This window comes from Nocardia violaceofusca NBRC 14427, assembly GCF_963869435.1.
Classification (GTDB): domain Bacteria; phylum Actinomycetota; class Actinomycetes; order Mycobacteriales; family Mycobacteriaceae; genus Nocardia; species Nocardia aobensis.
The window spans coordinates 96,902-122,629 of sequence record NZ_CAWMPM010000016.1; the positions used below are offsets into that span (position 1 = coordinate 96,902).

22 protein-coding genes are annotated in these 25,728 nt (G+C 66.6%); 9 read left to right on the forward strand and 13 right to left on the reverse strand.

What is annotated here, in order from left to right; translation table 11 throughout:
- Positions 1 to 64: 64 nt before the first annotated feature.
- The gene (locus tag AC5592_RS15500; RefSeq protein WP_063064610.1) at positions 65 to 745 is read right to left on the reverse strand and encodes a DUF4232 domain-containing protein; all 681 of its coding nucleotides are present in this window, start codon (positions 743 to 745) and stop codon (positions 65 to 67) included.
- A 339-nt stretch (positions 746 to 1,084) separates the two neighbouring features.
- On the opposite strand from AC5592_RS15500, the gene AC5592_RS15505 reads away from it, so the two are divergent.
- Positions 1,085 to 2,665, forward strand: a complete 1,581-nt coding sequence (locus tag AC5592_RS15505) for an adenylate/guanylate cyclase domain-containing protein (protein WP_063064611.1) — start codon at positions 1,085 to 1,087, stop codon at positions 2,663 to 2,665.
- A 176-nt stretch (positions 2,666 to 2,841) separates the two neighbouring features.
- Here AC5592_RS15505 and AC5592_RS15510 read toward each other — a convergent pair whose 3' ends face one another.
- From AC5592_RS15510 to AC5592_RS15520, 3 genes are all read right to left on the reverse strand, one after another.
- Positions 2,842 to 4,062, reverse strand: a complete 1,221-nt coding sequence (locus AC5592_RS15510) for a cytochrome P450 family protein (RefSeq protein ID WP_063064612.1) — start codon at positions 4,060 to 4,062, stop codon at positions 2,842 to 2,844.
- Between the two features lie 155 nt (positions 4,063 to 4,217).
- Positions 4,218 to 5,249, reverse strand: coding sequence for a hypothetical protein (locus AC5592_RS15515; protein ID WP_063064658.1), 1,032 nt, complete (start codon positions 5,247 to 5,249; stop codon positions 4,218 to 4,220).
- 551 nt (positions 5,250 to 5,800) lie between these two features.
- Positions 5,801 to 7,066 (reverse strand): PucR family transcriptional regulator, encoded by a 1,266-nt coding sequence (locus AC5592_RS15520; protein ID WP_036509481.1) that lies wholly within the window; start codon positions 7,064 to 7,066, stop codon positions 5,801 to 5,803.
- Positions 7,067 to 7,432: 366 nt separating this feature from the next.
- Between AC5592_RS15520 and AC5592_RS15525 the strand changes: the two genes are divergently transcribed.
- Positions 7,433 to 7,660, forward strand: coding sequence for a hypothetical protein (locus tag AC5592_RS15525; RefSeq protein ID WP_157121889.1), 228 nt, complete (start codon positions 7,433 to 7,435; stop codon positions 7,658 to 7,660).
- Positions 7,647 to 8,798 (forward strand): carboxylate-amine ligase, encoded by a 1,152-nt coding sequence (locus AC5592_RS15530; RefSeq protein WP_063064659.1) that lies wholly within the window; start codon positions 7,647 to 7,649, stop codon positions 8,796 to 8,798. Before AC5592_RS15525 ends, AC5592_RS15530 begins: the two co-directional genes overlap by 14 nt.
- A 33-nt stretch (positions 8,799 to 8,831) precedes the next feature.
- On the opposite strand, the gene AC5592_RS15535 is transcribed toward AC5592_RS15530, so the two are convergent.
- The gene (locus AC5592_RS15535; protein WP_036509484.1) at positions 8,832 to 9,653 is read right to left on the reverse strand and encodes a class II glutamine amidotransferase; all 822 of its coding nucleotides are present in this window, start codon (positions 9,651 to 9,653) and stop codon (positions 8,832 to 8,834) included.
- Positions 9,654 to 9,939: 286 nt separating this feature from the next.
- Between AC5592_RS15535 and AC5592_RS15540 the strand changes: the two genes are divergently transcribed.
- Positions 9,940 to 10,272, forward strand: a complete 333-nt coding sequence (locus tag AC5592_RS15540) for a YnfA family protein (protein WP_036509490.1) — start codon at positions 9,940 to 9,942, stop codon at positions 10,270 to 10,272.
- A gap of 200 nt (positions 10,273 to 10,472) precedes the next feature.
- On the opposite strand, the gene AC5592_RS15545 is transcribed toward AC5592_RS15540, so the two are convergent.
- Positions 10,473 to 12,464: a cytochrome c oxidase assembly protein gene (locus tag AC5592_RS15545; RefSeq protein ID WP_063920325.1), complete on the reverse strand. Its 1,992-nt coding sequence runs from the start codon at positions 12,462 to 12,464 to the stop codon at positions 10,473 to 10,475.
- 79 nt (positions 12,465 to 12,543) lie between these two features.
- Entirely contained in the window at positions 12,544 to 14,787 is a 2,244-nt protein-coding gene (locus AC5592_RS15550) for a heavy metal translocating P-type ATPase (RefSeq protein ID WP_063064614.1), read from the reverse strand.
- Positions 14,788 to 14,896: 109 nt separating this feature from the next.
- Here AC5592_RS15550 and AC5592_RS15555 point away from each other — a divergent pair, with 109 nt between their 5' ends.
- Entirely contained in the window at positions 14,897 to 15,211 is a 315-nt protein-coding gene (locus tag AC5592_RS15555; protein ID WP_084506715.1) for a heavy-metal-associated domain-containing protein, read from the forward strand.
- Here AC5592_RS15555 and AC5592_RS15560 read toward each other — a convergent pair.
- From AC5592_RS15560 to AC5592_RS15570, 3 genes are all read right to left on the reverse strand, one after another.
- Entirely contained in the window at positions 15,105 to 15,773 is a 669-nt protein-coding gene (locus AC5592_RS15560) for a DUF8020 domain-containing protein (RefSeq protein WP_157121892.1), read from the reverse strand. The genes AC5592_RS15555 and AC5592_RS15560 overlap by 107 nt on opposite strands.
- Before the next feature lie 170 nt (positions 15,774 to 15,943).
- Positions 15,944 to 17,575 (reverse strand): class I adenylate-forming enzyme family protein, encoded by a 1,632-nt coding sequence (locus AC5592_RS15565; RefSeq protein ID WP_063064616.1) that lies wholly within the window; start codon positions 17,573 to 17,575, stop codon positions 15,944 to 15,946.
- On the reverse strand, positions 17,572 to 19,248 hold the full coding sequence (locus tag AC5592_RS15570; protein ID WP_063064617.1) for a CoA transferase: 1,677 nt from the start codon (positions 19,246 to 19,248) through the stop codon (positions 17,572 to 17,574). The genes AC5592_RS15565 and AC5592_RS15570 overlap by 4 nt, the downstream gene beginning before the upstream one ends.
- An 87-nt stretch (positions 19,249 to 19,335) precedes the next feature.
- Here AC5592_RS15570 and AC5592_RS15575 point away from each other — a divergent pair, with 87 nt between their 5' ends.
- The 4 genes from AC5592_RS15575 (at position 19,336) to AC5592_RS15590 (ending at position 22,852) form a co-directional block, all read left to right on the forward strand.
- Complete coding sequence (locus tag AC5592_RS15575; protein ID WP_063064660.1) at positions 19,336 to 20,535, forward strand: acyl-CoA dehydrogenase family protein; 1,200 nt, start codon at positions 19,336 to 19,338, stop codon at positions 20,533 to 20,535.
- A gap of 66 nt (positions 20,536 to 20,601) precedes the next feature.
- Positions 20,602 to 21,243, forward strand: a complete 642-nt coding sequence (locus AC5592_RS15580; protein WP_063064618.1) for a metal ABC transporter ATP-binding protein — start codon at positions 20,602 to 20,604, stop codon at positions 21,241 to 21,243.
- Entirely contained in the window at positions 21,240 to 22,118 is an 879-nt protein-coding gene (locus AC5592_RS15585; protein WP_051025481.1) for a metal ABC transporter permease, read from the forward strand. The genes AC5592_RS15580 and AC5592_RS15585 overlap by 4 nt, the downstream gene beginning before the upstream one ends.
- Before the next feature lie 68 nt (positions 22,119 to 22,186).
- The gene (locus AC5592_RS15590; protein WP_232329365.1) at positions 22,187 to 22,852 is read left to right on the forward strand and encodes a metal ABC transporter solute-binding protein, Zn/Mn family; all 666 of its coding nucleotides are present in this window, start codon (positions 22,187 to 22,189) and stop codon (positions 22,850 to 22,852) included.
- A 41-nt stretch (positions 22,853 to 22,893) separates the two neighbouring features.
- Here AC5592_RS15590 and AC5592_RS15595 read toward each other — a convergent pair whose 3' ends face one another.
- The 3 genes from AC5592_RS15595 to AC5592_RS15605 all read right to left on the reverse strand — a co-directional run bounded on the left by AC5592_RS15595 (position 22,894) and on the right by AC5592_RS15605 (position 25,697).
- Positions 22,894 to 23,862 carry a hypothetical protein gene (locus AC5592_RS15595; protein WP_198163846.1) on the reverse strand — a complete coding sequence of 323 codons (969 nt, stop codon included), beginning with the start codon at positions 23,860 to 23,862 and terminating at the stop codon, positions 22,894 to 22,896.
- 71 nt (positions 23,863 to 23,933) lie between these two features.
- Positions 23,934 to 25,118, reverse strand: coding sequence for an MFS transporter (locus tag AC5592_RS15600; RefSeq protein WP_198163847.1), 1,185 nt, complete (start codon positions 25,116 to 25,118; stop codon positions 23,934 to 23,936).
- Positions 25,119 to 25,169: 51 nt separating this feature from the next.
- Positions 25,170 to 25,697: a sigma-70 family RNA polymerase sigma factor gene (locus tag AC5592_RS15605; RefSeq protein WP_051025490.1), complete on the reverse strand. Its 528-nt coding sequence runs from the start codon at positions 25,695 to 25,697 to the stop codon at positions 25,170 to 25,172.
- Positions 25,698 to 25,728 lie beyond the last annotated feature (31 nt).

Genomic DNA, 25,728 nt, shown 5'->3' on the forward strand with positions numbered 1-25,728 from the left:
TCGTATGCCGACCCACTACGCGGTACAAGTACGCCGACCTGGGGCCCTTGTTCAGGAGCAGCGGCTACAGCGGCGTGATCGCGCGGACGACGAGCATGCGCTGCGGGCTCGGGCAGATCAGGTTGTCCCAGGGCAGCCACAGCGATTCGGTGTTGTCGGGCGGGTAGACGCGCAGGGTGGTGGTGCGCAGGGCTGCGCAATCGTTGACCTGCTTGGGATAGGTGATGAACTCGAACTGAGCTGCCCCGCCCGGTGCGAGCGTGACCGGAGCGGGCTTGGGCGCCTGCGGACCCTCGTCCCGCACGGCGGGCTCGCCCACCGGGTCATCGCTGGGGCCGTTGGTTTGCGAGACGCCCGGATAACCTTGCAGGACACAGGTTCGCGAGCTGGAGTTGACGAACCTCAGGAACCAGTCCCCTCCTACCGGGCCGCCGACCCCCTTGTCCAAGCGGAGTTGGGCGGTCACGCACTTCGGGGATGCGGCGTCGGCGGGAGTAGCCGGGTCGACGGCAGCGGTTCCGGGCGCCGGCCCGGCGGTAGTCTCGGGCGCCTCGGGGACGCTGCCGCCAGGCTCGATCGCGTGTCTCGATTCGGCGGGCTGCCCGGTTCGCGCTGCCGGCTGCGAAGTTCGGGCCGCCGAAGTGGTCGTGGACAGGGACCCGGGAGTGGAGGCCGGGCCGCAACCGCTGACGGTGATGGCGATGCTCGCCGCGAACCCGGCAACAATCAGTGACTTGGTATGCATGAGTCCCCCTCGAGTCCGATACCGCAACCGTTCGCATGCATATCGAGCCGAATCGGCCCGCGTTACTCCGTAACCTCAGCACGAAGCGGTAAGCGGCTGCAGTCCAACACAGTTCACCGCCTATGCCCAGGGATACATGCGTCGTGACAGTGCCCACTCTGCAGCTACGACGCCTTCCCTCGGCCACTGCCGCGATGCCTTCCGACGACGCGTGCAAGCGGCTGGGAACCTGCGGATGTAGCCGGATTCGCGCCGGTCCAGTACCGTCTCGGCAAGACCGGGGACGACGTGGAAACCGAACACTACGACGGCCCGCCGCGCGGAAGGGGCTGGCCGAGAATGGCGCGCAGCAACAACCCACTCGCGGCAGCGCCATGGGGATCGCGACTACTGGGACACGAGGACGAAGCCGCGGGAACTCGGCGGCTACGGGTGCAATTGCTGTTGACGGTACCGATCGTGCTGGCCAACCTGGCCGGTGTCTTCGTGTCGATCACGTTGATCGGTTTCGTACTCCCCGGGCCTTCCGTCTTCGCTGAGAAGATCGTTCTGGTCGATGCCGTCGCCGCCCCGGTATACGCCGTGGTCGCAGTGTTGATCGGCGTGTGGTGGGGCACTGTGCGCGGTTTACGCGCGCTGGGCTGGGCCCTCGACCCGGACGTGGTGCCCACCGAGCGGCAACAGTCCGCCGCCGCCGCGGTGCCGTGGCGACTGGTGCGGATCCAGGCGATGCTCTGGTCCGGCGGAGTGGTCGTGCTCACGCTGCTCGCCGGACTCGCCGATCCCGGGCTGATCGCCAAGGTCGCGTTCGGGATCACGTTCAGCGCGATCGTCGTGTGCGCGAGTACCTACCTCATCATCGAATTCGCGTTGCGACCGGTGACCTCACGGGTGCTCTCGGCGCGAAAGTCGCGACCCCGCAGCGGAATCGGCGTGTTCGGGCGATCGTTGTTGATGTGGCTGGTCGGTTCGGGTCTGCCGGTGGCGGGACTGATGGTGCTGGCGGTGCTGGCGCTGTGCACCGACTATGTGAGCACGGCCCGGCTGGCGGTGTGCGTGCTCTCGCTGGGCGGTGCGACCCTGCTGATCGGCTCGCTGCTGATGACGCAGACGCTGGCCGCGACCGTCGCCCCGATCAGTGGTGTGCGCCGGGCGATGCGCGAGGTGGAAAAGGGCGATCTCGAGCTCGAGCTCGCGGTCTACGACGGCACCGAATTGGGCGAACTGCAGAGCGGTTTCAACAATATGGTCGGTGGTTTGCGCGAACGCGAAGAGATCCGGGACCTGTTCGGCAGGCATGTCGGGCGCGAGGTCGCCGACGCCGCATTGGCCGGGAAGGCGGCGCTCGGCGGTGTCGAAGTGGAGGCGGCCGCACTGTTCATCGATATCGTCGGATCCACCACCATGGCCGCGTCCCTGCCCGCGCCCGAGATGGTCGCGATTCTCAATCGCTTCTTCGGTGTGGTGGTGGACGAGGTGGAACGCCACGGCGGCCTGCTCAACAAGTTCGAAGGTGATGCGGCGCTGGCCGTATTCGGCACGCCCGCCACGCTTCCCGACGCAGCGGGTGCCGCGTTGGCCTGCGGTCGCGCGATCCGCGCCCGGCTCGATACCGACGCCGCGGATTTCGTCGCCGCGATCGGTATCGCCGAGGGCCGGGTCGTCGCAGGCAACGTCGGCGCTCGGCAGCGCTACGAATTCACGGTGATCGGCGACGCTGTCAACGAAGCCGCCCGGCTCTGTGAACTGGCAAAACGCGACTCCCTGCTACTCACCTCGGATAAGACGGTTGTCGCGGCCGCCGCCACCGAAGCCGACCATTGGCAACTCGGCGAATCGGTGACCCTGCGAGGCCGGCTCACCCCTACGCGCCTGGCCCGCCCGGTTCAGCGATCAGCACTGGCACCCACAACCGAGTGAGATAACCCCCGGTCGGCGAGTGCCCGCCGCAGAGCGCGCAGGCACCTCGCACACAGCACGCCCGGCATTGCGGCGATCGCCCACCACGCGAAACGGCAGTAGGCCGCGCGCTCATCTTCGACGGCCCTCGAGCTCCGGAGAACCCGGCGTTGAAGAAGCGAGTCGCGGAGCTGGGATCAGAAGCGCACGGGCAACTTCTCCAGAGTGCTGGAGGTGATTCCGGGGCGCCAGGTGATTTCGTCCATCCCGACGGCGAGCGTGATATCCGGCATGCGTCGCAGCACTGTGCTCAGGCCGACGGATGCTTCCAGGCGAGCCAGCGGGGCGCCCAGGCAGAAGTGCATGCCTTTGCCGAAGCCCAGGTGGCGCTGACTGTCCTCGCGCCGGATATCGAAGGTCGCCGCATCCGGGAAACGCGATTCGTCACGATTGGCCGAGGTGACGCACAAATAGATGTGATCGCCCTTCTTCAGCTGCTGCCCTTGATATTCGAAGTCCTCGGCCACCCAGCGGTCGTTGGCGTTCATCAGCGGACCGCGGTATCGGATGACCTCCTCGATCGCCTGTTTCAGCAGTGCGGGATCGCTCTTCACCGCCTCCGCCTGTTCCGGATGCTGGAAGAAGGTCAGCATCGCGCTGCTCAGCAAAGCGGTCGTGGTCTCGTTACCGGCCAGGATCAGCAGCTGGGCCATACCTATGATTTCCTTGCGGGACAGGCGATCTCCCTCGAGCTCCACCTGCAGCAGACGACTCAGCAGATCCGGTGCGGGCTGTTGTTGTTTGGCCTCGAGCAGTGCGTGCAGGTAGTGCAGGAACTCCTGCATCTCGTCCTTGATCTGCATCGCGGCAGCGGGATTGCCCATGGCGTCGACATACAGATTGGACCAGATCCGGAACTTCTCCTGATCCGCGGTGGGTACGCCGAGGATTTCCGAGATCACCTGCATGGGCAGTGGGAAGGCGATCTCCTGCACGAAGTCGATCTCACCGTGTTCGGGCAGCCGGTCGATCAGGGCATCGGTGATCTGCTGAATGCGTGGCTGCCAGGTCTCGATGAATCGCGGCGTGAACGACGCGCTGACCAGTCGGCGCAGGCGGGCGTGGTTGACCGGGTCGCTCTGGAAGATCACCGAATGCAGTAGCGCATCGGAGAATTCGCCGTGCGGAAACACCATGGCGAGAACCTCCGGCGGATACACGTCGGCCGGGTTGTTGGTCAGGCGGGAGTCGCGAAAGAACGCCTCCACATCGTCGTAGCGGGTGACCAGCCAGCCGGATTCGCCGCCGGGCAGCGCTATCTTCGCGATCGGTGAGTCCTTGCGCAGGTCGGCGAGGATTTCGAAGGGGGCGTATTTGAACGCTGGTGATGTGATATCGAAGGACGCGGTGGTCGACATCGAGACTCCGTTCTCAACGGGCTGCACGCGGAGCGGTGCGATGCCCGCCGATATTGAATACGATCCGTTTCACCAGGTATGCGGATCTGGCTCCCAAGCGTGGGAAGTGCTCTCGCCCAAGCTATTCGGGTACCGCAGCTGGCCGGACGGCGGTCTCACGACAGCGTGGCCGCCAGTTCGGCATGCAGATCCAGCAGATCCGGGATTTGTTCGGCGGGGCGGCGGCCGAATCCGCATTCGGTGGCGATACCGAAGCCGTCGACGATTTCCCGGGCGGCGGCGATGCGGCGCAGGGCCCCGTCGCGGCCGTCGGTGGCGTGCACCAGTCCGAGGTACAGCCGGGTTCGCGGCGGCAGGCGAAGTCCGGCCAGCGGTGCGAAGTACTCGCGGTCGGTGCGCGAGCGCGGAACCGGCATATGCACCCAGTCGACCTGGCGCGGCAGCGCCGCGACCACACCGGACAGCACCGCCACCATGCGCCCGGTGTCGGTGGGCTCGGCGAAGTGCCGATGCCCGAAATCGCCGTAGCACAGGTGATATCCGAGTTCGATGTCGGTGGGCACGGCCGCGCCGAGGCGCACGAGCCGGGCGACAATCTCACTCAGCCGGGTGTCGTCGTCGGCGCCGAACCAGGACGGGAACACCCCCTCGAAGATCGCGAACTCGACCGGGCAATCCCACTGCACCGCGAGATCGGTGTGTGGGATCTCCGCGGCGATGCGGCCGAGTTCGGCGAGCAGCGCCGCCTCGTAGCGCTGTTCGAGGATGTCCTGCGGATCGCCGACGAAAGCGCCCACCACCGAGATCGGGGTGGGCAGGCAGACCTGGAACCGCACCCCGGCATCGATGTCGCCGCGTTCGCGCAGCTTGCGGAATACCCCCCAGGACTCGAGCGCTGCCTGCGCGTAACCCAGCTCACCGAACTCGATCGATGCGGGATCCACGCCGGGTTTGGGCCGCACCCGCTCACTGGGCCCGTATTCCGGGCTCGGCGGCGGCGCCGTCTCCAGATCCGGATGCGCCCCCATCCGCGGCAACTGCCAGACCGTGAAGTTGTCGCGCTCGCCGGTCTCGCCGTCGGGTATGCGGCTGAGCCACGGTCCCAGCCGCCGCGCGGCCACACCGAATACCGCCTCCGCATCCGGCAGCGGCACACTGCCACACAGGTGAACATCGCCTCGGGTCACCGCGAACTCCTCATATCCCGGCCGCTGGAGTCCGGGTGCGGGATTCGGGGACGCAGCGGCGCACTCGATCGACGCGACGAGACTAGATCCAGCCGCCGCCCGCGCGATTCCCACGCGCGAGAATGCGCGACGTCGAACGACGAAGGCGCGTCGGAGCCGAGTCCGACGACCGCGCACGCGCCACCGACGCCCGTGTCGAGCACCCACACCTGAAACGGGCATTCGGAAGGACCGGTTCGGCATGCAGTTGCGATCCGTCTGTCGGTAGGCACGGTCTGTCGAGGATCACGTCCATCGCCAGTGTCGGCACCCTGGGTGTGGCGGAATCAGTTTGGTCCAGAATTCGTGGCGTACCGCGTCCCACAATGTATTTATTTCGGGATGAAGTTCTCGTGCCTGTGCGAGATCCGGAAATTCCTCGGGGCCGAACGAGACAATCGGCGGGGCGCCGGAGGCATCGTGTTTCCAATGCGTGGAGCTTTCTTCAATATATTTTCGATCGGTGTCGATACCGACCCACCGGAGTACTTCTGCGCTCGCCGGCACTGTGCTCACGTGCGGTAGGTGTGGGCAACCAATGCCGAACGCAGGTGCCACAGCCCGCTCGCCTGGGTGGAATCGAACCCCGTGAGCTGCCCGATCCGCTTGAGCCGGTAGTCCACGGTGTTGATGTGCACGTTCAGTAGCCGCGCAGTGCGTTGGCGGTTCAGGTTGTGCGCGATATGGACCTGCAACGTCTCCAGCAGTTCCGGATGCTCGTCCAACGGATCGAGCAGCGACCCGAGATGGTCACGCCCCGGGCCGGGGCGGGTGAGCTGGTATTCCAGAGCCAGATCGTCGAAGTGATACAGGCCCGGCACCGATCCCAACCGGGACACGACGTCGAGCAGTTCGTGGGCTTGATCCGCGGCCGTGGGCAGGGTGTCGGTAGCGGCGGTGACCATGGTGGCGGTGATGGGCACGCGCGCCGCCCGCGACAGATTCCCGATGAGTTCTTCCAGGGCCCCCTCGGTGATGCGATCGGCGGGGATGAGCACGGTGCCGCCGTCGATCGACAGCAGTGACAGCACGGTGTCGTCGCAGCGGGTGGCCAGTTCTGCCTGCAGGCGCCGGAGTTTGCGGCGGGCAACGACTTTCGCGTTCAGCGTCGGGTTGGATTCGTCGGGGTGGGACGGAATGGCGAGGGCCAACACGCGATAGCGGCCGGCGATGTCGATGCCACACTCGCGGGCCATCGTGGAGGTGGGGTGGCCGCCGAGCAGTGCCGAGGTGAGCGTGTGCACCGCGGTGTGGTGCTCCGACACGACTGCGCGCAATTCGCGTACATAGGCCACCGAGACCGCCGTGGTCATGGTGTCGAGCATCTCGACGACGAGTTTGGCGGCATCGAGAATGCTCTGATAGTCGGCCGTGCTGAGCATCGGATCGGTATCGGCCGAGCCGGAGGCACGTTGCTTGGCCAAGGCAGTGGACACCACCAGGTCGAAGCCGATCTTGAAGCCTTCGTGAATGGCGTGGTGAATGGTCCCGATGGGCACACCTTCGCGAGCCCATTGAGCCGCGGCGTCCTTCAGTTGCCCGGTCTTTTCCGCAATGTTGCTGCCGTCCAGCATGCTGACCGCCAACTCCAGGCACACGCGGGTGATGATGGTGATGTCGCCATGGATCGCGTCACCTGGCAAGGTGCCACAGGGCGCGACGGTTTCGACGAAGTGGCTGACCATCTGCCGCGACAGGGCCCGCACGTCTTTCAGCGGCAACGATACGGGCCGACCGGATACAGTGAGGCCTTGCTGATATGGAGAGGTGACAGGCATGATCGAACTTCCTTCCTCCCCGGTTAGCTGGGCTATTTCACCAGCGTAACCAGGGCAGGATTCGTGAGGAAGTACTACTCCGGGTCACGTGATCTTTGGGATCAGCGGCCGTCAGGCGATTGTGGTAGACCACAACGACGATCGGCTGAGCTGCGATCGATATGCCGAGATGACGGCGAACCACACCCTCTCGCACCGCTCCTACCGCACCGGCCACCCAGGGATCTTCGGCGTCCAGGCGGGATGGAGTCGGGTCGAGTTCGGCGAAGAATCCACGACCTCAGCCAACCCACTGTTTGACGGGCAATTTTCCGGTAAACTTCGAGTTCCTCACATTCCGGAGCTGGAGGACAGAATTCCACCAGCGTGGCCGTCACGCTGGTCGACGAAGCGGAGAATCAGCGTCAGGACTCGTTTCAAACACCCGTTCAACCGAACTTCGTAGCATTACAGGCCACACTCGGAGAATCAGGAACAATCGCACTCAGGTTATCCGAACTGTCGGCAGTGAACGATGCGGCGAATTCGGCGAGCGCGCATGAATCGACAGGCAATAATCCGGGAGGTGGCCGTGGCGTCCATGGTGTCGAGTGAGCCACGTGATCCATTGCACAGCAATAGTATTCGCCCATTCACCGTCGGCGTCGAAGAGGAGTTCGTTCTGGTCGATCCGGCCACCGGACTACCCTCGCTGACCAACACCACCGTCGCGGCACGTGCCCCGGATGCCGAACTGCAACTGGAATTATCCCAGTGCCAGATCGAGACCTGCACACCGGTCTGCGCGAGCATTACGGAGTTGTACCGCGAAGTTCGACGGGCGCGACTCTCGGTCACGCAGGCCGCGACCTGCGCGGGATCGCTGCCACTGGCGGTGGGAGTGCCGATCTGGAGACCGCCGCCCGGGTCCATGACCGACACTCCGAGATACCGACGCATGGCGGCGCATTTCGGCGAACTGGCCGAGCAAGTGATCTGCGGTTGCCACGTCCACGTCTGCGTGCCCGACCGCGACATCGCGGTGCAGGTCAGCAATCACCTGCGCCCTTGGCTGCCGACCCTGTTGGCGCTGACGGCGAATTCCCCGATCACAAGTGGTATCGACACCGGCTACGCCAGCTGGCGCCACCTACTGTGGGCGCGATGGCCCAGCGCCGGGCCGCCCCCGTACCTGCGGTCCGCCGCCGATTACGACGACACGGTCACCAAGCTCGTCGAGGACGGGCACATCCTCGACGCAGCGATGGTCTATTGGGATGTGCGATTGTCCTCGCATCTGCCCACGATCGAGATCCGCATCAGCGACGTTCCGGCCACGGTCGAGGAAACGGCACTTTTGGCGAGTCTCGTCCGGGCGCTGGTCGTCACCTCCGTGGCGGCAGTGGGCAGCGGACGGACATCGGACCCTGTCGACCTGGCATATCTGCGGGCGGCATGCCGGCGCGCGGCCCACGACGGCCTGTCCGGTCCGCAGTTCCGCAGCGCTACACGACATTCCGTGCCCAAGCCCGCCTCCATCGCACATCTGCTCTCCCATATCCGCCCCGCTCTCGAACAGTCCGGCGACTACGAATTCACGCGCGGCGCGTTGGCAACAGTCCTGAGGAGCGGCAACGGCGCTGTCCGACAACGCGAAGCATTGCGCATCGGAGGCCCCACTCAGGTCTTGAAGCAGATGGCACGATCGACCACCGAAGGATGCGCCGCCACCGAAGACCGTCAGCCGGCGTGACGAACCAGACGCCCATCGGCGCCTGTGCCGACCTCAGACGGGTGAGATCGGCACGAAGGGCCAGATCGCGTCGGCACCGGATCCCACCGTCGCAGCACAGGATTCGGGCACCTCGTTCCACGCCCCCTCGAGATCGCGCAGCGGCTCCGACACCACGAAGCGGGTCTCACCGCCCAGTTCGCGCAAAACCTCGACTTCGGGGTGCAATGCTCGTAACTGGGAGAGCTTGGTCGAGAAGAACAGTGAGCGCGATCGGCGCTCGCTGGAATAACGGAAGACCCAGAGATTTTGACCGTTGGTCGTCGCGACGGTCATCTGAACCGGATGCTCAACACTGTGCGCGTGCCCGACGTCCTCGACGAAGCCGACTGCCCGCGCGACGGCACCGAGCGGATCATCGGCGAGACCGAAGGTCAGGGCGAGGTAGAACAACGCTTCCGTGTCCGTTGAGCCCTCGATGTCGGAGAACAGCCCAGGATCCACGGCCATCAACAAATCGCGCCTGATTTCACTGAAACCACGCAGGGCGCCGTTGTGCACCCATAACCATCGACCGTGCCGGAACGGATGACAATTGCTGCGCTGAACCGCGGTCCCAGTCGAAGCCCGCACATGAGCGAGCAACCTCGACGTGCGCACCTGACCAGCTATCTCCCGCAAATTCTTATCGTTCCAGGCCGGCTCGATCCCCTTGTACACCGCGGGTTCGGCACCCTCGCCATACCAGCCGACACCGAAGCCGTCCCCGTTGGTGGTGGTCTCTCCCAGACGAGAGTGCAGACTCTGGTCGATCAGAGAATGTTCAGGGCGAAACAGCAGATCCTCGACAAGAATCGGCTCGCCCCAGTACGCCATCCACCGGCACATACATCAATTCAAACAGAGTCGACACGCTCTGCGATAGCCCCTCAGATTCCGTGGGCCGTCGCACCCCTGTGCGGAATTACAGTTATCGGGCCGTTCGCCGCCAATGGCGCGCTGCCAATCCTTCCGCGTCCGGAGGCCACGCGACCGGCCATCGATACGGATACGAACTCGGCGCGCCCGCGGTTTCGCTGTCAGCGCGATGAGCGCGCGTGCGTCGTCTTCGATCTCGACGTCAAGTCGGGCGACGTCCGCCGGTTTCGTATGCTCGGCGACCATGACCGTCGCACGTTCGATCCTGCTTTTCGCCCTCGCCGCTATCGCCGAGATCGGCGGAGCGTGGTTGGTGTGGCAAGGCGTGCGCGAACACCGCGGCTGGGCCTGGATCGGCGCCGGCATCATCGCCCTCGGCATCTACGGATTCGTCGCCACCCTGCAACCGGATGCGAATTTCGGACGCATCCTCGCCGCCTACGGCGGCGTCTTCGTCGCCGGATCCCTGCTGTGGGGCATGACATTCGACGGCTTCCGACCCGACCGCTGGGACATCACGGGCGCCGCCATCTGCCTACTCGGCGTCACCGTCATCATGTACGCCCCGCGCAGCTGATCTGTTCGAATTATTCTTTGGTCGGTGCGGTGGTCGGCTGCGCCGTCGGTGCCGCTATCGGTGCTGCGATCGGTGCTGCGATTGGGTTCTTCGCTCCCGTTCCGTGAACCGCGGACTCCGAGTAGGCGAGTCGACGCATACGGCGGTGCCGGGTGGTTCATCAAAACCACCCGGCACGACCATGTTCGCAATTCCTCCGGCTAGCGGCGGGATCGGCCGAGTTCGGCCAGCATCGCGTTGTAGGCGGCCAGTTCGTCGTCATCGGGGAACCGTTCCTGATGGCGGTCGCCGCGTTCGGCCTCGCGCCGGTCCTGTTTGGCCCACTGCGACAGCAATGCGCCGACCACGAGCAGGGCCGGGATCTCGCCGGAAATCCAGGCCAATGTGCCGCCGATCCACTGGTCGTGCGTGGGATCGGTCATCCACGACAGCTTCAGTTCGGGATAGAAAGTGCTGCCGACCAGAGATTCCATCGACATCACGGCGACGCCGAAGAAAGCGTGAAAGGGCATGACCGCGAACAGCATTCCCAGCCTTCCCAGATGAGGCAACCGACGCGGGCCCGGGTCGATGCCGATGATCGCCCAGTAGAACAGATAGCCGGTGAGCAGGAAGTGGATGTTCATCAGCAGATGACCCCAGTGGAAGCGGATCAGCTCGTCGAACAGAGGCGTGAAGTACAGCCCGTAGAGCGAGACGACGAATACCGCCAACGCCACGGCGGGATGGCTGAGAACACGGGTGAACCGCGAATGCATCAGCCACAGTAGCCATTCCCGCAGTCCGGGCGCGGTGTTGCGACCGGCCGGCTCGACCGCTCGCAACACCAGCGTCACCGGCGCACCCAGCACCAGCAACACGGGCAGAAACATGTTCAGCGCCATATGACCCGCCATGTGCACGCTGAACATCGCATAGCCGTAGGCACCGATCCCCGACGACGTCAGCAACAGCAGTCCCACACAACCGGCCAGCCACGACACCATCCGCCAGCGCGCCCACTGATCGCCGCGGCGACGCAGGCGGATCACCCCGGCGACATAGGCGAGCCCCAACCCGATGGCCGAGGTCCCGAGCACCACATCGAACCGCCACAATGACGCCATACGCCACACGCTCGGCGCGGCGGAAACGTCGAAACCCAGAAACACCTGCTGCGCGGTGAACGAGCGATGCCGGAAGGCCGGGGCGGGCTGAATCGCCATGGCCACCGAAATCCCCAGCCATACCAGCTCGGACACCACCACAGCGCGCAGCACAGCAGGCACCCGCACGGAATCCGGCGATGTCCTGCCCAGCCACAGCCACAGCACCGCGTGCGATGCGAGCAGTCCGGCCGCGGCGACACCGAGGCTGCCGTACCAGCCACCGAACGCCCACGATGGAGTGAGAATCGGAACCAGAATCGCCGCGGTGCCCACCATCACCACAACCGAAATTCCGAGCGCTGTTCGATAGCGCCGCAATACGATCGCGCGTTCGCTCGCACTCGCGTCGGCGTGGCCGCTCAGCACGCACCAACTCAGACCCACCAGCGCCGACAGCGCCACGGTGAACGGAATCACCGCACCTGTCGCGTAGTCGTGGTTCGGGCCCTCACCCGCATTGCCGACCACCGGAGGGCACAACACCGCTACCGCGACCAAGGCCGTCACGCCGAACACGCTGTTCCACGACAGCGCGAACCGCACGGCCACAGCCACCACCAGCGTGCACAGCGCGGCCACGATCCACGCCTTCGGAGCGGTCGAGGCCGCGATCAACGCACCGGTTCCGCCGATATTCATCATGCGCCGCACCGATATTCCGGCCGCATCAGCCGCGGAAATCGGAATCGAAGCGCCGCACGCGACCAACCACACCACCGATGACCACTCGGCTACCCGTATCCCGCGATAGCCGCACACGTCGATGCGCCCGGCAGCGGTGGCCGGCGCACAGACCAGCGCATACATCAGCGATCCGAGTGACAGGCCGCCCGCGAGCCCGGCCGCCAGGCGCACCAGCGCGTAACCGACCGCGGTATCCCACCCGGGAAAAAGTAGCCCTTGATCGGCATAGCGGGAATGGCCGCAGGCGAGGGTGACGATCAGGACGACCACCGCCGCCGCGGATGCTCCGGCCGGCAACAGGGCGTTCCCGGGGCCGGCGCGGTACACATCCGCGGAGTTCTCCTCGTACGCTCGTCGCATCCTCACCGACAACAGTTTTGCCATCGCCGCGGTCAGCGCGTACATGGCATGACTGCTCCCTGGTGGTGGATCCGGCTGTTCATCGAAAATTCCGTAGCCGCAAGCTGTTCCACACCACGAAGAACGAGGAGAACGCCATCGCGGCACCTGCCAGCAACGGATTGAGCAGGCCAGCGACGGCGATCGGCAAGGCGGCCAGGTTGTAACCGAAGGCCCACATCAGATTTCCGCGGATGGTTCGCAGCGTGGCGTGCGCGAGTTCGAGCGCATCGGGAACGGCGGCCGGATCGTCGCGCACCAGGATGATGTCGGCGGCGCCGATCGCGACATCGGTGCCACGCCCGATCGCCAAGCCGAGATCGGCGGTGGCCAGCGCCGGGCCGTCGTTGATGCCGTCACCGACCATCGCGACCCGCCTGCCCTCCTGCTGCAACCGCTGGATCGCGCGAACCTTGCCCTCCGGCAGCACATCCGCGACAATCTCGGCGATCCCTGTCTCCTCGGCCACCGCTCGCGCGGCCTCGGCGTTGTCGCCGGTCAGCAGCATGGTCCGCAGTCCGCGCCGATGCAGCCGTGCCACCGTTTCGGCCATACCCACCCGCACGGTGTCGGCCACTGCGAACACCGCCACCGCGCGGCCGTCCCGGCACAGATAGACCGCTGTGCGCCCGAGGGACTGTTCCGTGGCCAACGCCAGGCGCAGGTCATCGGCGACCGCGACGTGTTCGGATTCAACGAGTGCCGGTCGCCCGATCAGCACGCGCTGCCCAGCGACGGTGCCCCGCGCGCCCAGGCCCGGGAGCGCCACGAAGTCCTCGACCGCTCGCGGGTCGTGTCCTCGCGAACGAGCGTAGGCAACGATGGCGGCGGCCACCGCATGCTCGGAGGCCGACTCCACATCCGCTGCGGTACGGACTATTTCGCCGCTGTCGGCAACCGAGGTATGCACCGCGACAACGCTCATCGCGCCCTCGGTGACGGTGCCGGTCTTGTCGAAGACCACCGTGTCGATCGTGCGACTGGTCTCGAGCGCGTGATGTCCCTTGAGGAAGATGCCCAACTGCGCGCCACGGCCCGAGGCCACCATCAGCGCGGTCGGAGTCGCCAGTCCGAGCGCACACGGACACGCGATCACCAGCACGGCCAGCGCCGCACCGATCGCGGTGTCCAGATCGGCTCCGGACACCAGCCAGCCGGCCAGGGTCAACGCGGTGAGGGTGAGTACGGCCGGGACGAACACGCCGGCGATCCGGTCGGCGAGCCGTTGGACCGCCGCCTTGCCGGTCTGCGCCTCCTCGACCAGACGGATCATCCCGGCCAATTGGGTGTCGCTGCCGACCGCGGTGGCCTCGACGACCAGGCGGCCGGTCAGCGAGGCGGTGCCACCGGTGACCTCGTCGCCGGGAGCCACCTCGACCGGAGTGGACTCGCCGGTCATGGCCGCGGCGTCCACACTGGAATACCCTTCGATCACCCGGCCGTCGGTGGCGATCGTCTCACCGGGCCGCACCACGAACCGTCGACCGATGGTCAATTCCCTTGTCGGGATGACGATTTCGCGGCCCTCTGCGGTGAGTACCGTCACGTCCTTGGCGTTCAGGGCCGCAAGCGCACGCAGCGCTCCCCCTGCTCGCCGACGTGCCTTGGCCTCGAAGTAACGGCCTGCGAGCACGAAAACGGTCACCCCGCCCGCCACTTCCAGATATATGGAGTCGGCGCCCAAGATCGCGGCCCACACCCCGTGGTGGGTGACCGCCGGGACGGGCCGGACGAACAGGGTGATCATCGACCACACCGTGGCAGCGGTGATCCCGATGGAGACCAGAGTCTCCATGCTGGTTGCGCCGTGGCGCAGCCCGACGAGTGCGCGGCGATGCAGCGGGGCCGCCGCCCAGGTGACGATCGGCAGCGCGAGCGCCGTCAGCACGACCTGCCATCCGGGAAAGCGCACGCTCGCCACCGTCGCGAACATGATCGAGAAGTCGGCCAGCGGGAAGAACAGCAGTAACCCGACCACCAGGCGCCGGAACAGATCGGCGGCCGCGCGATCCTCGGGACCGGTGTCGACCACCGGGTCGGCGTCGGTGAGTTCGGCGGCCTGATAACCAGCGCCGATCACGGTGTCACACAGCGTCTTTGCTTCTTGGTGGGCGGGTACGTCCACGGTCGCGATGCCGGTGGCGAAGTTCACGCTGGCACCCACGCCGTCCATCTTGTTGAGCGCGCGCTCGACGCGCGCCGAACAGGCCGCGCAGCTCATTCCGGAGACAGCCAAGCGCACCCGTCGGGTGGGTGGATCCTGTACGGTCGCCGGTGTCGTCATCTCGTTTCGGGTCCCATCCTGTTGCCTGCTACTCGAAAACTCACATACGAGAGGTCGGACGGAAGCGGTTCGCGGTTCCCGCCGACCGAAAACGAGGAAGGATCCCGGAATGAACGAGACGGTCTATTCAGTGGCAGGGATGACCTGCGGACATTGCGCAGGTGCGGTCAGCCGGGCACTCACGTCACTCGACGGAGTCGAGGCGGTCGATGTCGATGCCTATGCCGGGCGCGGTCTCGTGCCGCGCGGACACGACCACGAAGACAGGTGCCCGGCGGCCTGCATGGCCGCCGGGCACCGTCGTATCGCCGACGAAGTCAGTGCGTATCGTTCCAGAACTGCGCACCGGCCGCGATCAACGCCGGCACACCCACGACGATCGTGCCGACCACAGCGCCCATCGCCGCCAGCGCAGCGCCCGTGACCAAACAGCCACCGATCGCGCCGGGCACGGCCAGCACCCCGATCGTCACCACTCCACCGGCCGCGCCGCCGACGATTCCGCCTGCGACGCAACCGATTCCGGCGCCGACCGTGCTGCCGAGCAGACTGCCCACCGTCGCGGCGGCCATCATCTCCATACTGAAATTACCGAACGCCGCGTTGAAGTTCGGATGCGAGAGGGCATCGATCTCCTGAGCGGTCGCCGCATCGGCAAGCCGCGCCGAGGCGGGATCGGTCACCGCCGTCAGTTCGACAGAATTTCCGGCGACATGCGCCGCGATCGGCAACTGCGTGCCGTCGTGCCTGTAAACCAGTGGAAGGGCCGCGACCTCGGCACCGTTGCGGTCGATGAAGTGCAGGTGGTTGTCGGCCACCGTCACCGATCCGGCATCCATGTCGAGCACCACCGAGCCGTTCACGGCGTGCGCCTGGAAATGGATGTCCGGTCCGGCGGTCGCCGGGTCCGCCGACGCGGTGCCGGTCGACGCGATCACGGTCGACACCACGAGCGCGGCGAACGCGGCTCCCATGCGAAACTTCATTGTTCTCTCCATATTTCGATGTCCCTCATCGGCAGATCGGTTTCGGCTGCCGGTCAACAAGTCGGGACGCGGCGCACTCGGGTTCCACCGTTTACGGAATGTGTTTCGAATCACGATCGGTGAAACCTTTTGGCCTGCTGGTCAATTCGAGCCCCAAGAGATACACCGATTCATTCGGTGTCCTTCTGCGCTTGCTCGCGCAGCACCCGCCTGTCCACCTTCCCCGCCGGTCCCAGCGGAAGGCGATCCAAGGTCAGCAACCGCTCCGGAAACTTGCGCGGCTCGAGCCCGTGCCGACGGAGAAATTCCGAAATATCCTGCAAGGTAACCAGTTCCGACACGGCAACGCATGCACACATCCGCTCGCCGTAGAGCGCGTCCGGCACCGCGACGCAAGCGACGTCGCTGATCGACGGATGTGTGATCAGCAACGCTTCGACCTCCGCGGGACTGATGTTGAGGCCGCCGCGGATGATGACGTCCGTGCGGCGTCCCACGATGCTCAGGTATCCGGCCCGGTCGAAGCGGCCCAGATCGCCTGTGCGCGTCCATCCGTCGGACGTTCGCAGACGCCGGTCGAGCTGCGGTGCCCCGACGTAACACAGCGGCGACATGGGTCCGCGAGAGATGATCTCGCCCGTCTCTCCCACTGGGAGCGGGCGCAATTCCGCATCGACCACCCGAATGTCGGTGACCGCCGGATTCGGACGTCCGGCCGTGGTCGCACGCTCGGGCGGATCGTCGAGGGCGGGGTGGCACGAGACGCCGTCGGCCGAGCCGTACAGGTTGATGATCGGACATCGCAACCGTTCTCGGGCGCGCCGAATCGTCTCCGCGTCCAGCGGAGAACCACCGAGCACCACCGCACGCACGCTGCTCAGATCGGTGTCGTCGAGTTCGGGACGGTCGATCAGCATCCGGATCATGGTCGGTACCCCGAGCAGATGAGTCGGCCGTGCCTTCTCGATCATCGACAGTGTCGCCACCGGTTCGAATTTCGGCTGCAGCACCAGCGTCGCGCCGAACGCGGCGAGCGTCACCGCCGTGCCGCTGGAACCGAACGCCGAGGCCAACGGCACCATGAACATGTTGCGCATCGCGGCGGGGTCGTCGTGCAACGCCGCCATCATGGCGCCCCGCCCGCCGATGAGCGCATTGTGCGAGTAGAGCACCATCTTCGGCTCCGCCTCCGATCCGGAGGTCACCAGAATGCGAGCCGGCCCGTCGGGATCGGGCCGGTGCGGCTCGAAGTCCGCCGCCTCCGGTGCCAGCAGCGCATGCATGGGGATACACCCTCGCGGCGTATGCCCGCCCAATGCCACGACCGCACGCAGCGCCGGCAGGTCGGTGGCCATCTCGCGCAGTTGCGCCGCGATCGCGGTTCCGTGGAAATCGGCCGGGGCGATCACAGCCACGGCATCGGATCGCCGCAACAGGCTCGCCGCCTCGCGATGCCCCCGGCCCACCGGATACGGCAGCGCGACCGCTCCCAGCGCCGCGATCGCCAGATCCGCCACGCATGCCCAGCGGCTGTTGGGAAGCTGCACGGCGACGACATCCTCGGCGGCAATGCCGAAATTCGCCAAACCGGCCGCCAGCCGGCGTGCGCTGTCGAGCAGTTCGGCGTAGGTGAGTACGCCATCGGCATCGATCAGCGCCGCAGCGTCGGGCCGAGCGGCAGCGTGCCGAGCGAACATCGTGAAGATATCGAGGTCGGGGTAATAGCGCTGCTCCGACCAGGATCGGCGTAACTCGATCGGGACGAGATCGGTGTACCAGTGGGTTTCGTAGGTTCGGTTCACGACAGTCTCCAGGGGGGACACAGGGCGGGGCAGCCGAATTCGTCTCGCACCACCACGTCGGCGAATCGGGGATCGGTCAGCAGCTCGGCAAGGTCGGTGACGACCGGTGTGTGCGTACCCGGTCCCGTGGCCGTCAGCCATCGCCCGTCTAATCGAAATGGTTGGCGCAGTGCGGCTTCCGCAGTGCGGCCGAAACGTCGCAACGTCCGCGCGGCACCGAGCAGGCTGCTCTCCACCGCCACTCCCGTACCGGCGCGCCGGCGCCCTAGCAATCCGAGGACCGTCGCTTCGGCGCCCAGCATGCCGCCGAGCACGTCCAGCAGGGTCATCAGCGACGGCGCGGCCGGTGTCTCCGGTGCGCCGACCAGCTCGGCCAGGCCGGTGCGCGCCTGCACCATGAAGTCGGTGCCCGGCGGCAGATCCGGTAGATCCACCCCCGACCAGCCCGAGGTGTAGGTGTAGACCGTTCCCGCCGGCAGATGTGGCGCCGACAACTCCAACTCCTCGGCCTTGCCAGGAGCCCAGTTGTGCAGGAAAACATCGGATTCGGCGACCAGCCGTCGCAATTCGGCGCGGTCGGCGGCAGACTTGATATCGATCTGCACCGCATCCTTGTGCCGGTTGAGCGCCAGCCACCGGCTCGACACCTCTCCGCTGCATGGCGGCATATCCCGCAACGGATCGCCGCCCGGCGGTTCGATCCTCGTCACCGACGCTCCCAGCAGGCGCAGCAGGTGAGCTGCCAGCGGAGCTTGAACGCGGCGCCCAGCTTCCAATATGACTGTGCCGCTGAGCGGTTCGGCAGCGGTGCCCACATGCTCGTCGCGCGTGACAGCTCCGGCTACCGTATCGACATCCCACGGCGCCCACCTCGGTCCGGCGGACAATGCGGATTCATCGGCGCTGTAGAGCCGGCACACCGCCACACCGGTTGCCGCCCCGCGGGCGGCGATCTCGGCGAAGGTGTGCGTTCGAGTGCACCGATGCAGTTCGACCGGCAACGGCGCGGTCGCGGTGGCATAGCGGAACTGGAAGGGACGCCAGCCTTTCCGCCACGCCGACGGATCGGCCTGCAAGGCCGTCCAGAACGCCGCCCATGGTTCCGGTTGCAGCGCTTCGATTTCGAAGCGTACCCCGTCGGCGCTCGTGAACGGTGGGCCACCGGGTGCGAGGTCGACCGCCTCGGGATCGTCGGCGCCCGCCGCGGCCAGATACTGCGAGACCGACAGCAACGCGGCCTCCGCGACACTGGTCCGCACCGTCAATTCGGGCTCCGGCGAGAGCAGGCTGGCCAGCAGTCCCGTCGTCGCGAGCACACCTGCGGCGGTGGAGCAGTAATCCAGCCCGATTCCCTGCGGACTTCCGTACCGCCGGCCGTTGACGTGCATGACACCACAGACAGCCTGCACCGCAGTCTCGTTCACGCATCCGGGCACGCGCACCGGTCCCGCCCATTCGACCACCAGCTCACGCCGCACGCCCTCGGCCGACTCCACCGTGACCGCCGCCGCGATGTCGGGGGAACCGGGCGGCCCGCCCTCGGCCAGGGTCGCACCCAAGGCGCCGAGATGATCGCGGACAACCGCGGCGGTCGGTCCGCTCCCGGTCACGGTGGCGACCGTGCCGGCCGGTAACAGCTCGGCCGCGAGTGTGGATGCGGATGTGTTCGTCATGGGTTGCCTTCCACCGAGAAACATGCCGATGTCCGATAAGGTCGGTCTCGATGGCGGGTGAGTTCCCGGCAATGGTGTGATGCGGTCATGCCCGACGAATCCTCGACACTCTCCCCACGATGCGAGCAACTGCGTACGCGGATCCGCGATTTCGTTGCCCACCAAGTGATTCCGGCAGAGGCAGCACTCGACGCGGGTGACCGCGCCATCCGCGCCCAACTACGCGAACACGCTGTCGAGGCCGGGCTGTGGGCTCTGCCACTGCCGTCCCGGTACGGCGGCGGAGGGCTGACGCCGGCCGACTACTTCACCGTCGCCGAGATCGAGGGACGCAGCGATCACGCACCCGAGGTGCTCGGCTCGGCCGCGCTGCTCAACGCCCGGATGATCGACAGCCACGCCGATCGCGAGCTGCGCGAAAAGCTGCTTCCCGCAATGGTTTCCGGACAGCTGACGATGAGCTACGCCATGACCGAACCCGGCGTAGCCGGATCGGATCCCGCCGCACTGCGAACCACGGCGACCCCCGACGGCACCGGCTGGCGGATCACCGGGCGCAAATGGTTCATCACCGGCGCGGGAACAGCCGACGAAGTACTCGTCGTCGCCCGCACCGCCCCGGGTGCGATGCGAGAGTCGTTGTCGATCTTCGCCGTTCCGGCCACCGCACCCGGATTCCGCGTCGTCCGGGAATTGGATGTACTCGGCACGGGAGGCCAATACGAGATCGAATTCGACGCCGTGACGGTGCCCGCATGCCGGCTGATCGGCGCAGTCGGCGCGGGCGCGACACTGGCCGGCGAGCGACTCGCGCTGGGCCGCACACTGCGCGCACTGCGCTGGGTCGGACAGGCACAGCGAGCTGTGGAACTGCTGGCCGAGCGGGCAGCCCAGCGCCGGGTGGACGATCAGCCACTGGCCGAGCGGCAACTGGTGCAGCAGATGGTGTTCGACGCCGAACTGGCTGTTCGCTCGGCCCGTGCGCTCACCGAACAAGCCGCCGCCGCAGTTGCCGCGGATAGGCGCGCGCACGTGGAGGTCGGCTTCGCGAAGGTGGCCGCCGCACGCGCTCTCGGCCTGGCCACCGACCACGCGATACAGATATTCGGCGCCGAGGGCCTCACCGCCGCAACGGGTCTGCCTCGACTGCTGCGCGTTGCTCGCGCGGCCCGCATTCTCGATGGTCCCGACGAATTCCACATCGAGGCCACCGCACGCCGCGTAATTCGCGAGTACACCCGACCGCCCACGGCATCCCCGAACCGGAACCCGCTCGCCGGGAACTAATTCCGTTCGCCGCCCGACCTGTTGGTGCGGAAGAAGGTGGAGTGAAGATTGTTCGAAGGCGCAACGATGGAACTGTCCGGGGTGGACTGCACGCACGGACGGCGTGCGGTGGTCCGCGGCGTCGATCTGCGAATACCCGGTGGGGAACGGGTGGCGCTGACCGGGACGAACGGTTCGGGCAAAACCACACTGTTGCGGGCCATCCTCGGCCTGCATCCGCTTGCCGGCGGGACGATCACCGTCGGCGGAGCCACCGCGCGTACGGCGCAGGACTGGGACCTGCGCCGCCGCGTGGTGGCGTGGATTCCGCAGCGCCAGGCAGCGGGGCGCTTTCCGCTCCCGGCGCGCGAATTGCTGTACAGCAGCGGCGCATTCGACGACGCCATGACCGCCGCCCACGATCTGGGCGTGAGCAGCTTGGCCGACCGCCCGTTGCACACCTTGTCCGGTGGACAACTTCAGCGGATGTATCTGGCCCGCGCACTGGGCTGCGTGGCCGCGGGCGCGGGTGTGCTGCTGGCCGATGAGCCGACCGCCGCACTGGATTTCGCCGGACAGGAAGATGCCGCACAGCTACTGACCGACATACCGGTGACACTGCTGGTGGTGACACACGACCGCGCGCTGGCCGCGCGCTGCGACCGGGTACTCGAGATGGCGGGCGGAAATCTGCGCGAGATCACGCCCCGGGAAGAGGATGCGGTGTGAACCACGCGAACGAGTTCTGGCAGCTGTGGCACCTGGTTCCGGTGCAGCGCGCGTTGGTCGCGCTGATCCTCGGCGCCATCGGATTGCCCATTGTGGGCGTGGTGATCATCGGACTCGACATCATGCCGGTGCGGTTCGCCATGATGCACGTGGCACTGTTCGGAATCGCGATCGGGATCCTGACCGGCTTGGACCCGCTACTGTGCGGACTGGTGGCGTGCGCGATATCAGGCGCCTCGCTGACGCCGCTGGCCCGCAGCCCAGCCGGACTCTCGGGTGCGATGGGCCTGCTGATGAGCCTGGCGATCGCGGGAGCTCTACTCACACTGTCGATTTCGGGCGTCAACGCCAACGGCGCCTTCGAACTGCTGTGGGGATCGATTCTCGCCACCCGAACCAGTGACGTCGTCCTGCTCGGTGTGCTGGCGGTGCTGATCCCGGCACTGTTCGTACTGCGCCGCCGCCAACTGGGGCTGCTGCTGTTCGATCGTGAACTCGCCACCTGTTCCGGAGTCCGGGTCAATCAACTGACCCTCGTACTGCTGGTTCTGGTCGCGGTCGCGGTGGCAGCCGGAATCCGGCTCACCGGCGCACTGCTCGTGGACGCACTCACGCTACTGCCCGCGCTGGCGGCGCGACGGCTGGCCAATTCGCTGCCCGGCATGGTGATCGCGGCGGTCGTCGTCGGTCTGCTGGTGAACGTCACCGGCTTCGTCCTCGCGGTGTGGTTCGACCTGCCGCCGGGTCCGGTGCTGGTGCTCGCGGCCGGGGCGGTCGCCCTCGCCGTTCATGTGTTACCCGATGGGAGAAGACGAGGATGGCCCTCCGCAGAGGAAAACGGTTCGCACGCTTCGGGATCGGTCTCGCTGCATTGATCGCCGGCGTAGCCGCATTGACCGGCTGTGGGTCCAGTGACCAGCAGCACCACGACGGCCCGAACGTAGTGGCGACCAGTACCTGGGAAGCGGCCTTCGCCGAGGCCGCCGGCGCGACCGATGTGACCGTCATCGTGCCGCCGGCGATCAAGCACGCGCCCGACTACGACCCTAAACCGTCGGATCTGGCCGCGGTGTCGCACGCCGATTACGTCCTCTACGCACCCTTCGAGGGCTTCGCGACCAAGATCAAGGACGCCGCCGGGTCTTCGGCGAAGGTGGTCGCGGTCGATCTCGACAACAGCCGCGACAACGTCGTCAAGGAGGTGCAGCGGCTGGGAGACATGTTCGGAACCCGCACCGCGGCCGACAAGTGGCTCCAGACATTCGGGGCCCGATACGACCAACTCGCCACGCAAATCAAGTCCGCATGGCGAAACGGCCGGCCTCCCACTGTTGTTGCGCAGACGTTCATGGGTTTCGCCGCGCAGTTATCCGGAGCCCAGGTGCTGGGAACCTACGGACCCGATCAGGTGACCGCCAAGCAGGTGGCGGATCTGTCGGCGGCCGAGCCGGAGCTGGTATTCGCCAACGAACAAATGGATACCGGAACCGTCCTGCCGGGCACAACCGCCCGGCAGCTCGATCTGAGCAACTATCCGACCAACGGCAACGATCTGCTCACGGTCTACGACGACACGGCATCGAAGATCAGCGCCGCACTGAAGGGCTGAACCAGCGGCCGGGCCACCACCGGGGGCCCGGCCGGTACTGCTCACAACGCCGTGGCCGAAACCTCGCCTTCGAGTATCGTCAGGGCGAGCATGAGAAAGAAGTCGCCCCAGATCAATTCGTGGCTGGGCGCGAGATTCCGGGGACCGTCATAGCATCCATCGAGCAGCCGCCCAGGGCGATCGCCGCCGGACAGATGATCGCGGATCAATGTCTCGACCAGGTCGGCCGCGGCAGCCGGGCGGCCGAGTTTGCACAATGCGACGGCCGTGATGGCGGCCGCAGACGTGTCGGGTACCGGTCCGCTCGCAGTGGAGGCGGTAGGTACGCCGTTGGAATACGAAGTACGCGAGAGTATTTCGCCCGCGATATCCGCGAACCGGGGTTCGATCCAATAGCCGGCGTCGGCGGCCGCCAGCGCGGTCCACGCCGCCCCTCGAGACCAGTCGGGCGGGGGCTCCGAACGCGGATACCACTGTCCCGCAGAGAATTCCCACGCCGGAATCACCCTCGGCGACGATCGCAGACGCAGCAGCAGAGAACACAGGAATCGCTCGGCAATCACCGACTCGCCCGCCCACGCCAGCAGTGGCACCGCACCGGCCAGACCATCCACGCGGCCCACCGACGGACGAGCCGGATCACCGAAACCCGTACCCCAGGGAAGAATCTCCGCCTCGGTGTCGAACGTCGCGGCCAACTGCCTCGCGACCTCTCGAGCATGGGCCGCACCAGTTTCCGAGATTCCCAGACGGGTCCCAGCGGCCGAGCCGTACCAGAAGATCAGGCCCCGAGTGACCGTGTCCAGTTCGGCGGCAGGCTGTAAACGGGTCACCGCCGCTTCGGCCGCCGCACGGTCGGCACCCGAACCCGACAGCCGCGCACGCAGCCACAGCTGCCCCACCCAGAAGCCGGCCGCCCAGGATCCGCGCCGCGTCGACACCCATGCCCCGGTCTCCGGATCGGCGTAGAGCGGAAAGCGCTCTCCCACCGACTCTTCGGTCTCGGACATGCGGTCCGTCATGTGCCGAAGCGCTCGCCGGAACGTCCGCCCTCGTGACCATGCCGCAGTCGCGCCGCGGGTCATCGCGACGACACCCGTCGCTGCCACCCCCACGACACCGCCCCGGCGGCGAGGAACTCCGCCGCCACGACTACCCAAGCCACGGTGAAATGCGGCGATCCGACACCGATCAGCGCACCGAAGATCGTCGGCCCCACCACGAATCCGGCGAAGAAACCTGCCGACACCACAGCCGAGTCGCGACCGACGGATTCCGGTGCCGCAGTGGCGATCACCGTCATCATCGACACCGCGTTGGCCGCAACCGCACAGCCGCCGATCCCCAGCACGCCCAACCAGACCAGCCACGACAGCGTGGCACCGGCGAGCAGCAGCACCAGACACGCACCGACCGCGCCGAAGGCCAACGGCGCCAGCAACATCGCGGGACTGCGCAACGATGCCGAACGCCGAGTCCAGCCCACCCGCCCGAGAATTCCCGCTACGCCCAGCACCGCCACCAGGCCACTCGAGGCCGCCGCCGACATCCCCAGCCGATGCGCGGCATACACGGCGATATAGGTGTTGATCGCAGAGATTCCGGCGCCGAGCAGCACCGAATATCCACACATCCACCCGGCGTCACCCCGCGGCACCGCAGCCTTCCACACCGGTCGGCGCGGCGGCTCGGAATCACCGGCGACCATCGCCGCGGCCCCCGCGGCGAGCAGAGCCGCCAGTGCCGGTATCGCCACGGCGACCCGCCAATTCAGCGAACCGGCCACCGCGGCGAGCGGCAACCCGGCCGAGAAGGCACCGAACTGCACACCCGACTGCTTCCACCCGGCAACACCACCGCGCCGCGCCCGCTCGACCCGCGATTGGATGAGCTGATTGGTGACCGGATTCGCCAGCGCCTGCGACAGACCGGACAACGCGACCGCGACGACCAGAACCGGGAACGCCGGCGCTGCGGCGAACAAGCCCAGCGCGATCGCCGACACCACGAACATGCCGATCAGGCATCGGCGCGCTCCCCACGCCACCACGACCGGCCCCGCAACCAGCGACAGCGCCGCCGCGACAGCGAACCCGACAGCGACCAGCACCCCCAAAGCCGAAGTGGCGACACGGAATTCGACGATCAAGCGCAGACCCAGCGCACCGAGCAGAAACAGCGGCAGCATCGACATCGTCATCGCGGTGACCATCAGCCACGTCAGCAGCGTCCGCTGCGAACTCACCGAGTCGGTTCGCGTATCCACATACAGAAAGTCGAACGCGATGGCGCTGAAGTTCCTGGCGCAGTGAAATTCTCAGCCGACGCCGTCGGTGGTCTCCGACGCGGCCGCCAACAAGTCCTCACGCGCCCGCGCCACCCGGGACCGGATCGTGCCCACCGGCACCTCGCAGGCATCGGCCGCATCCTGATAGGACAGGCCGAGAATCTGCGTCAGCACCAACGCCTCTCGCCGTTCGGGCTCGAGCTGGTCGAGCAGCATCCGCGCCTCGACCAGATCCTCGAAACCACGCCCACGACTGCGCGGTGTGCCCTGCTGCTCGGCCACCGCTTCCCAATCGTCGGTGTCACGCACCCGAGGACGCGCCTGAGCAGCGCGAATCGAGTCGACCACCACCCGGCGCGCGATCGACAACAGCCACGCGCGCGAGGTCGATCTCCCCGCAAAACGAGGCAAGCTCCGATAAGCCCGCACGAAGGTTTCCTGAGTCAGATCATCAGCCGCCGATGCGCCCGCGCGATAGGCATGAAACCGCCAGACATCGGCCTGCAAAGCGCGAACCCAGATCTCGAAGGCCCGTCGGTCACCACGCCCCGCGGCCATTGCGAGTGCGGTGAGGTCATCTCCATCGTCG

Coding starts and splice junctions, on each gene's coding strand:
- AC5592_RS15500 (WP_063064610.1), bottom strand. CDS start 745: ATGCATACCAAGTCACTGATTGTTGCCGGGTTCGCGGCGAGCATCGCC.
- AC5592_RS15505 (WP_063064611.1), top strand. CDS start 1,085: ATGGCGCGCAGCAACAACCCACTCGCGGCAGCGCCATGGGGATCGCGA.
- AC5592_RS15510 (WP_063064612.1), bottom strand. CDS start 4,062: ATGTCGACCACCGCGTCCTTCGATATCACATCACCAGCGTTCAAATAC.
- AC5592_RS15520 (WP_036509481.1), bottom strand. CDS start 7,066: ATGCCTGTCACCTCTCCATATCAGCAAGGCCTCACTGTATCCGGTCGG.
- AC5592_RS15530 (WP_063064659.1), top strand. CDS start 7,647: ATGGTGTCGAGTGAGCCACGTGATCCATTGCACAGCAATAGTATTCGC.
- AC5592_RS15535 (WP_036509484.1), bottom strand. CDS start 9,653: ATGGCGTACTGGGGCGAGCCGATTCTTGTCGAGGATCTGCTGTTTCGC.
- AC5592_RS15540 (WP_036509490.1), top strand. CDS start 9,940: ATGACCGTCGCACGTTCGATCCTGCTTTTCGCCCTCGCCGCTATCGCC.
- AC5592_RS15545 (WP_063920325.1), bottom strand. CDS start 12,464: ATGCGACGAGCGTACGAGGAGAACTCCGCGGATGTGTACCGCGCCGGC.
- AC5592_RS15550 (WP_063064614.1), bottom strand. CDS start 14,787: ATGACGACACCGGCGACCGTACAGGATCCACCCACCCGACGGGTGCGC.
- AC5592_RS15555 (WP_084506715.1), top strand. CDS start 14,897: ATGAACGAGACGGTCTATTCAGTGGCAGGGATGACCTGCGGACATTGC.
- AC5592_RS15560 (WP_157121892.1), bottom strand. CDS start 15,773: ATGAAGTTTCGCATGGGAGCCGCGTTCGCCGCGCTCGTGGTGTCGACC.
- AC5592_RS15570 (WP_063064617.1), bottom strand. CDS start 19,248: ATGACGAACACATCCGCATCCACACTCGCGGCCGAGCTGTTACCGGCC.
- AC5592_RS15575 (WP_063064660.1), top strand. CDS start 19,336: ATGCCCGACGAATCCTCGACACTCTCCCCACGATGCGAGCAACTGCGT.
- AC5592_RS15580 (WP_063064618.1), top strand. CDS start 20,602: ATGGAACTGTCCGGGGTGGACTGCACGCACGGACGGCGTGCGGTGGTC.
- AC5592_RS15595 (WP_198163846.1), bottom strand. CDS start 23,862: ATGTCCGAGACCGAAGAGTCGGTGGGAGAGCGCTTTCCGCTCTACGCC.
- AC5592_RS15605 (WP_051025490.1), bottom strand. CDS start 25,697: ATGGCCGCGGGGCGTGGTGACCGACGGGCCTTCGAGATCTGGGTTCGC.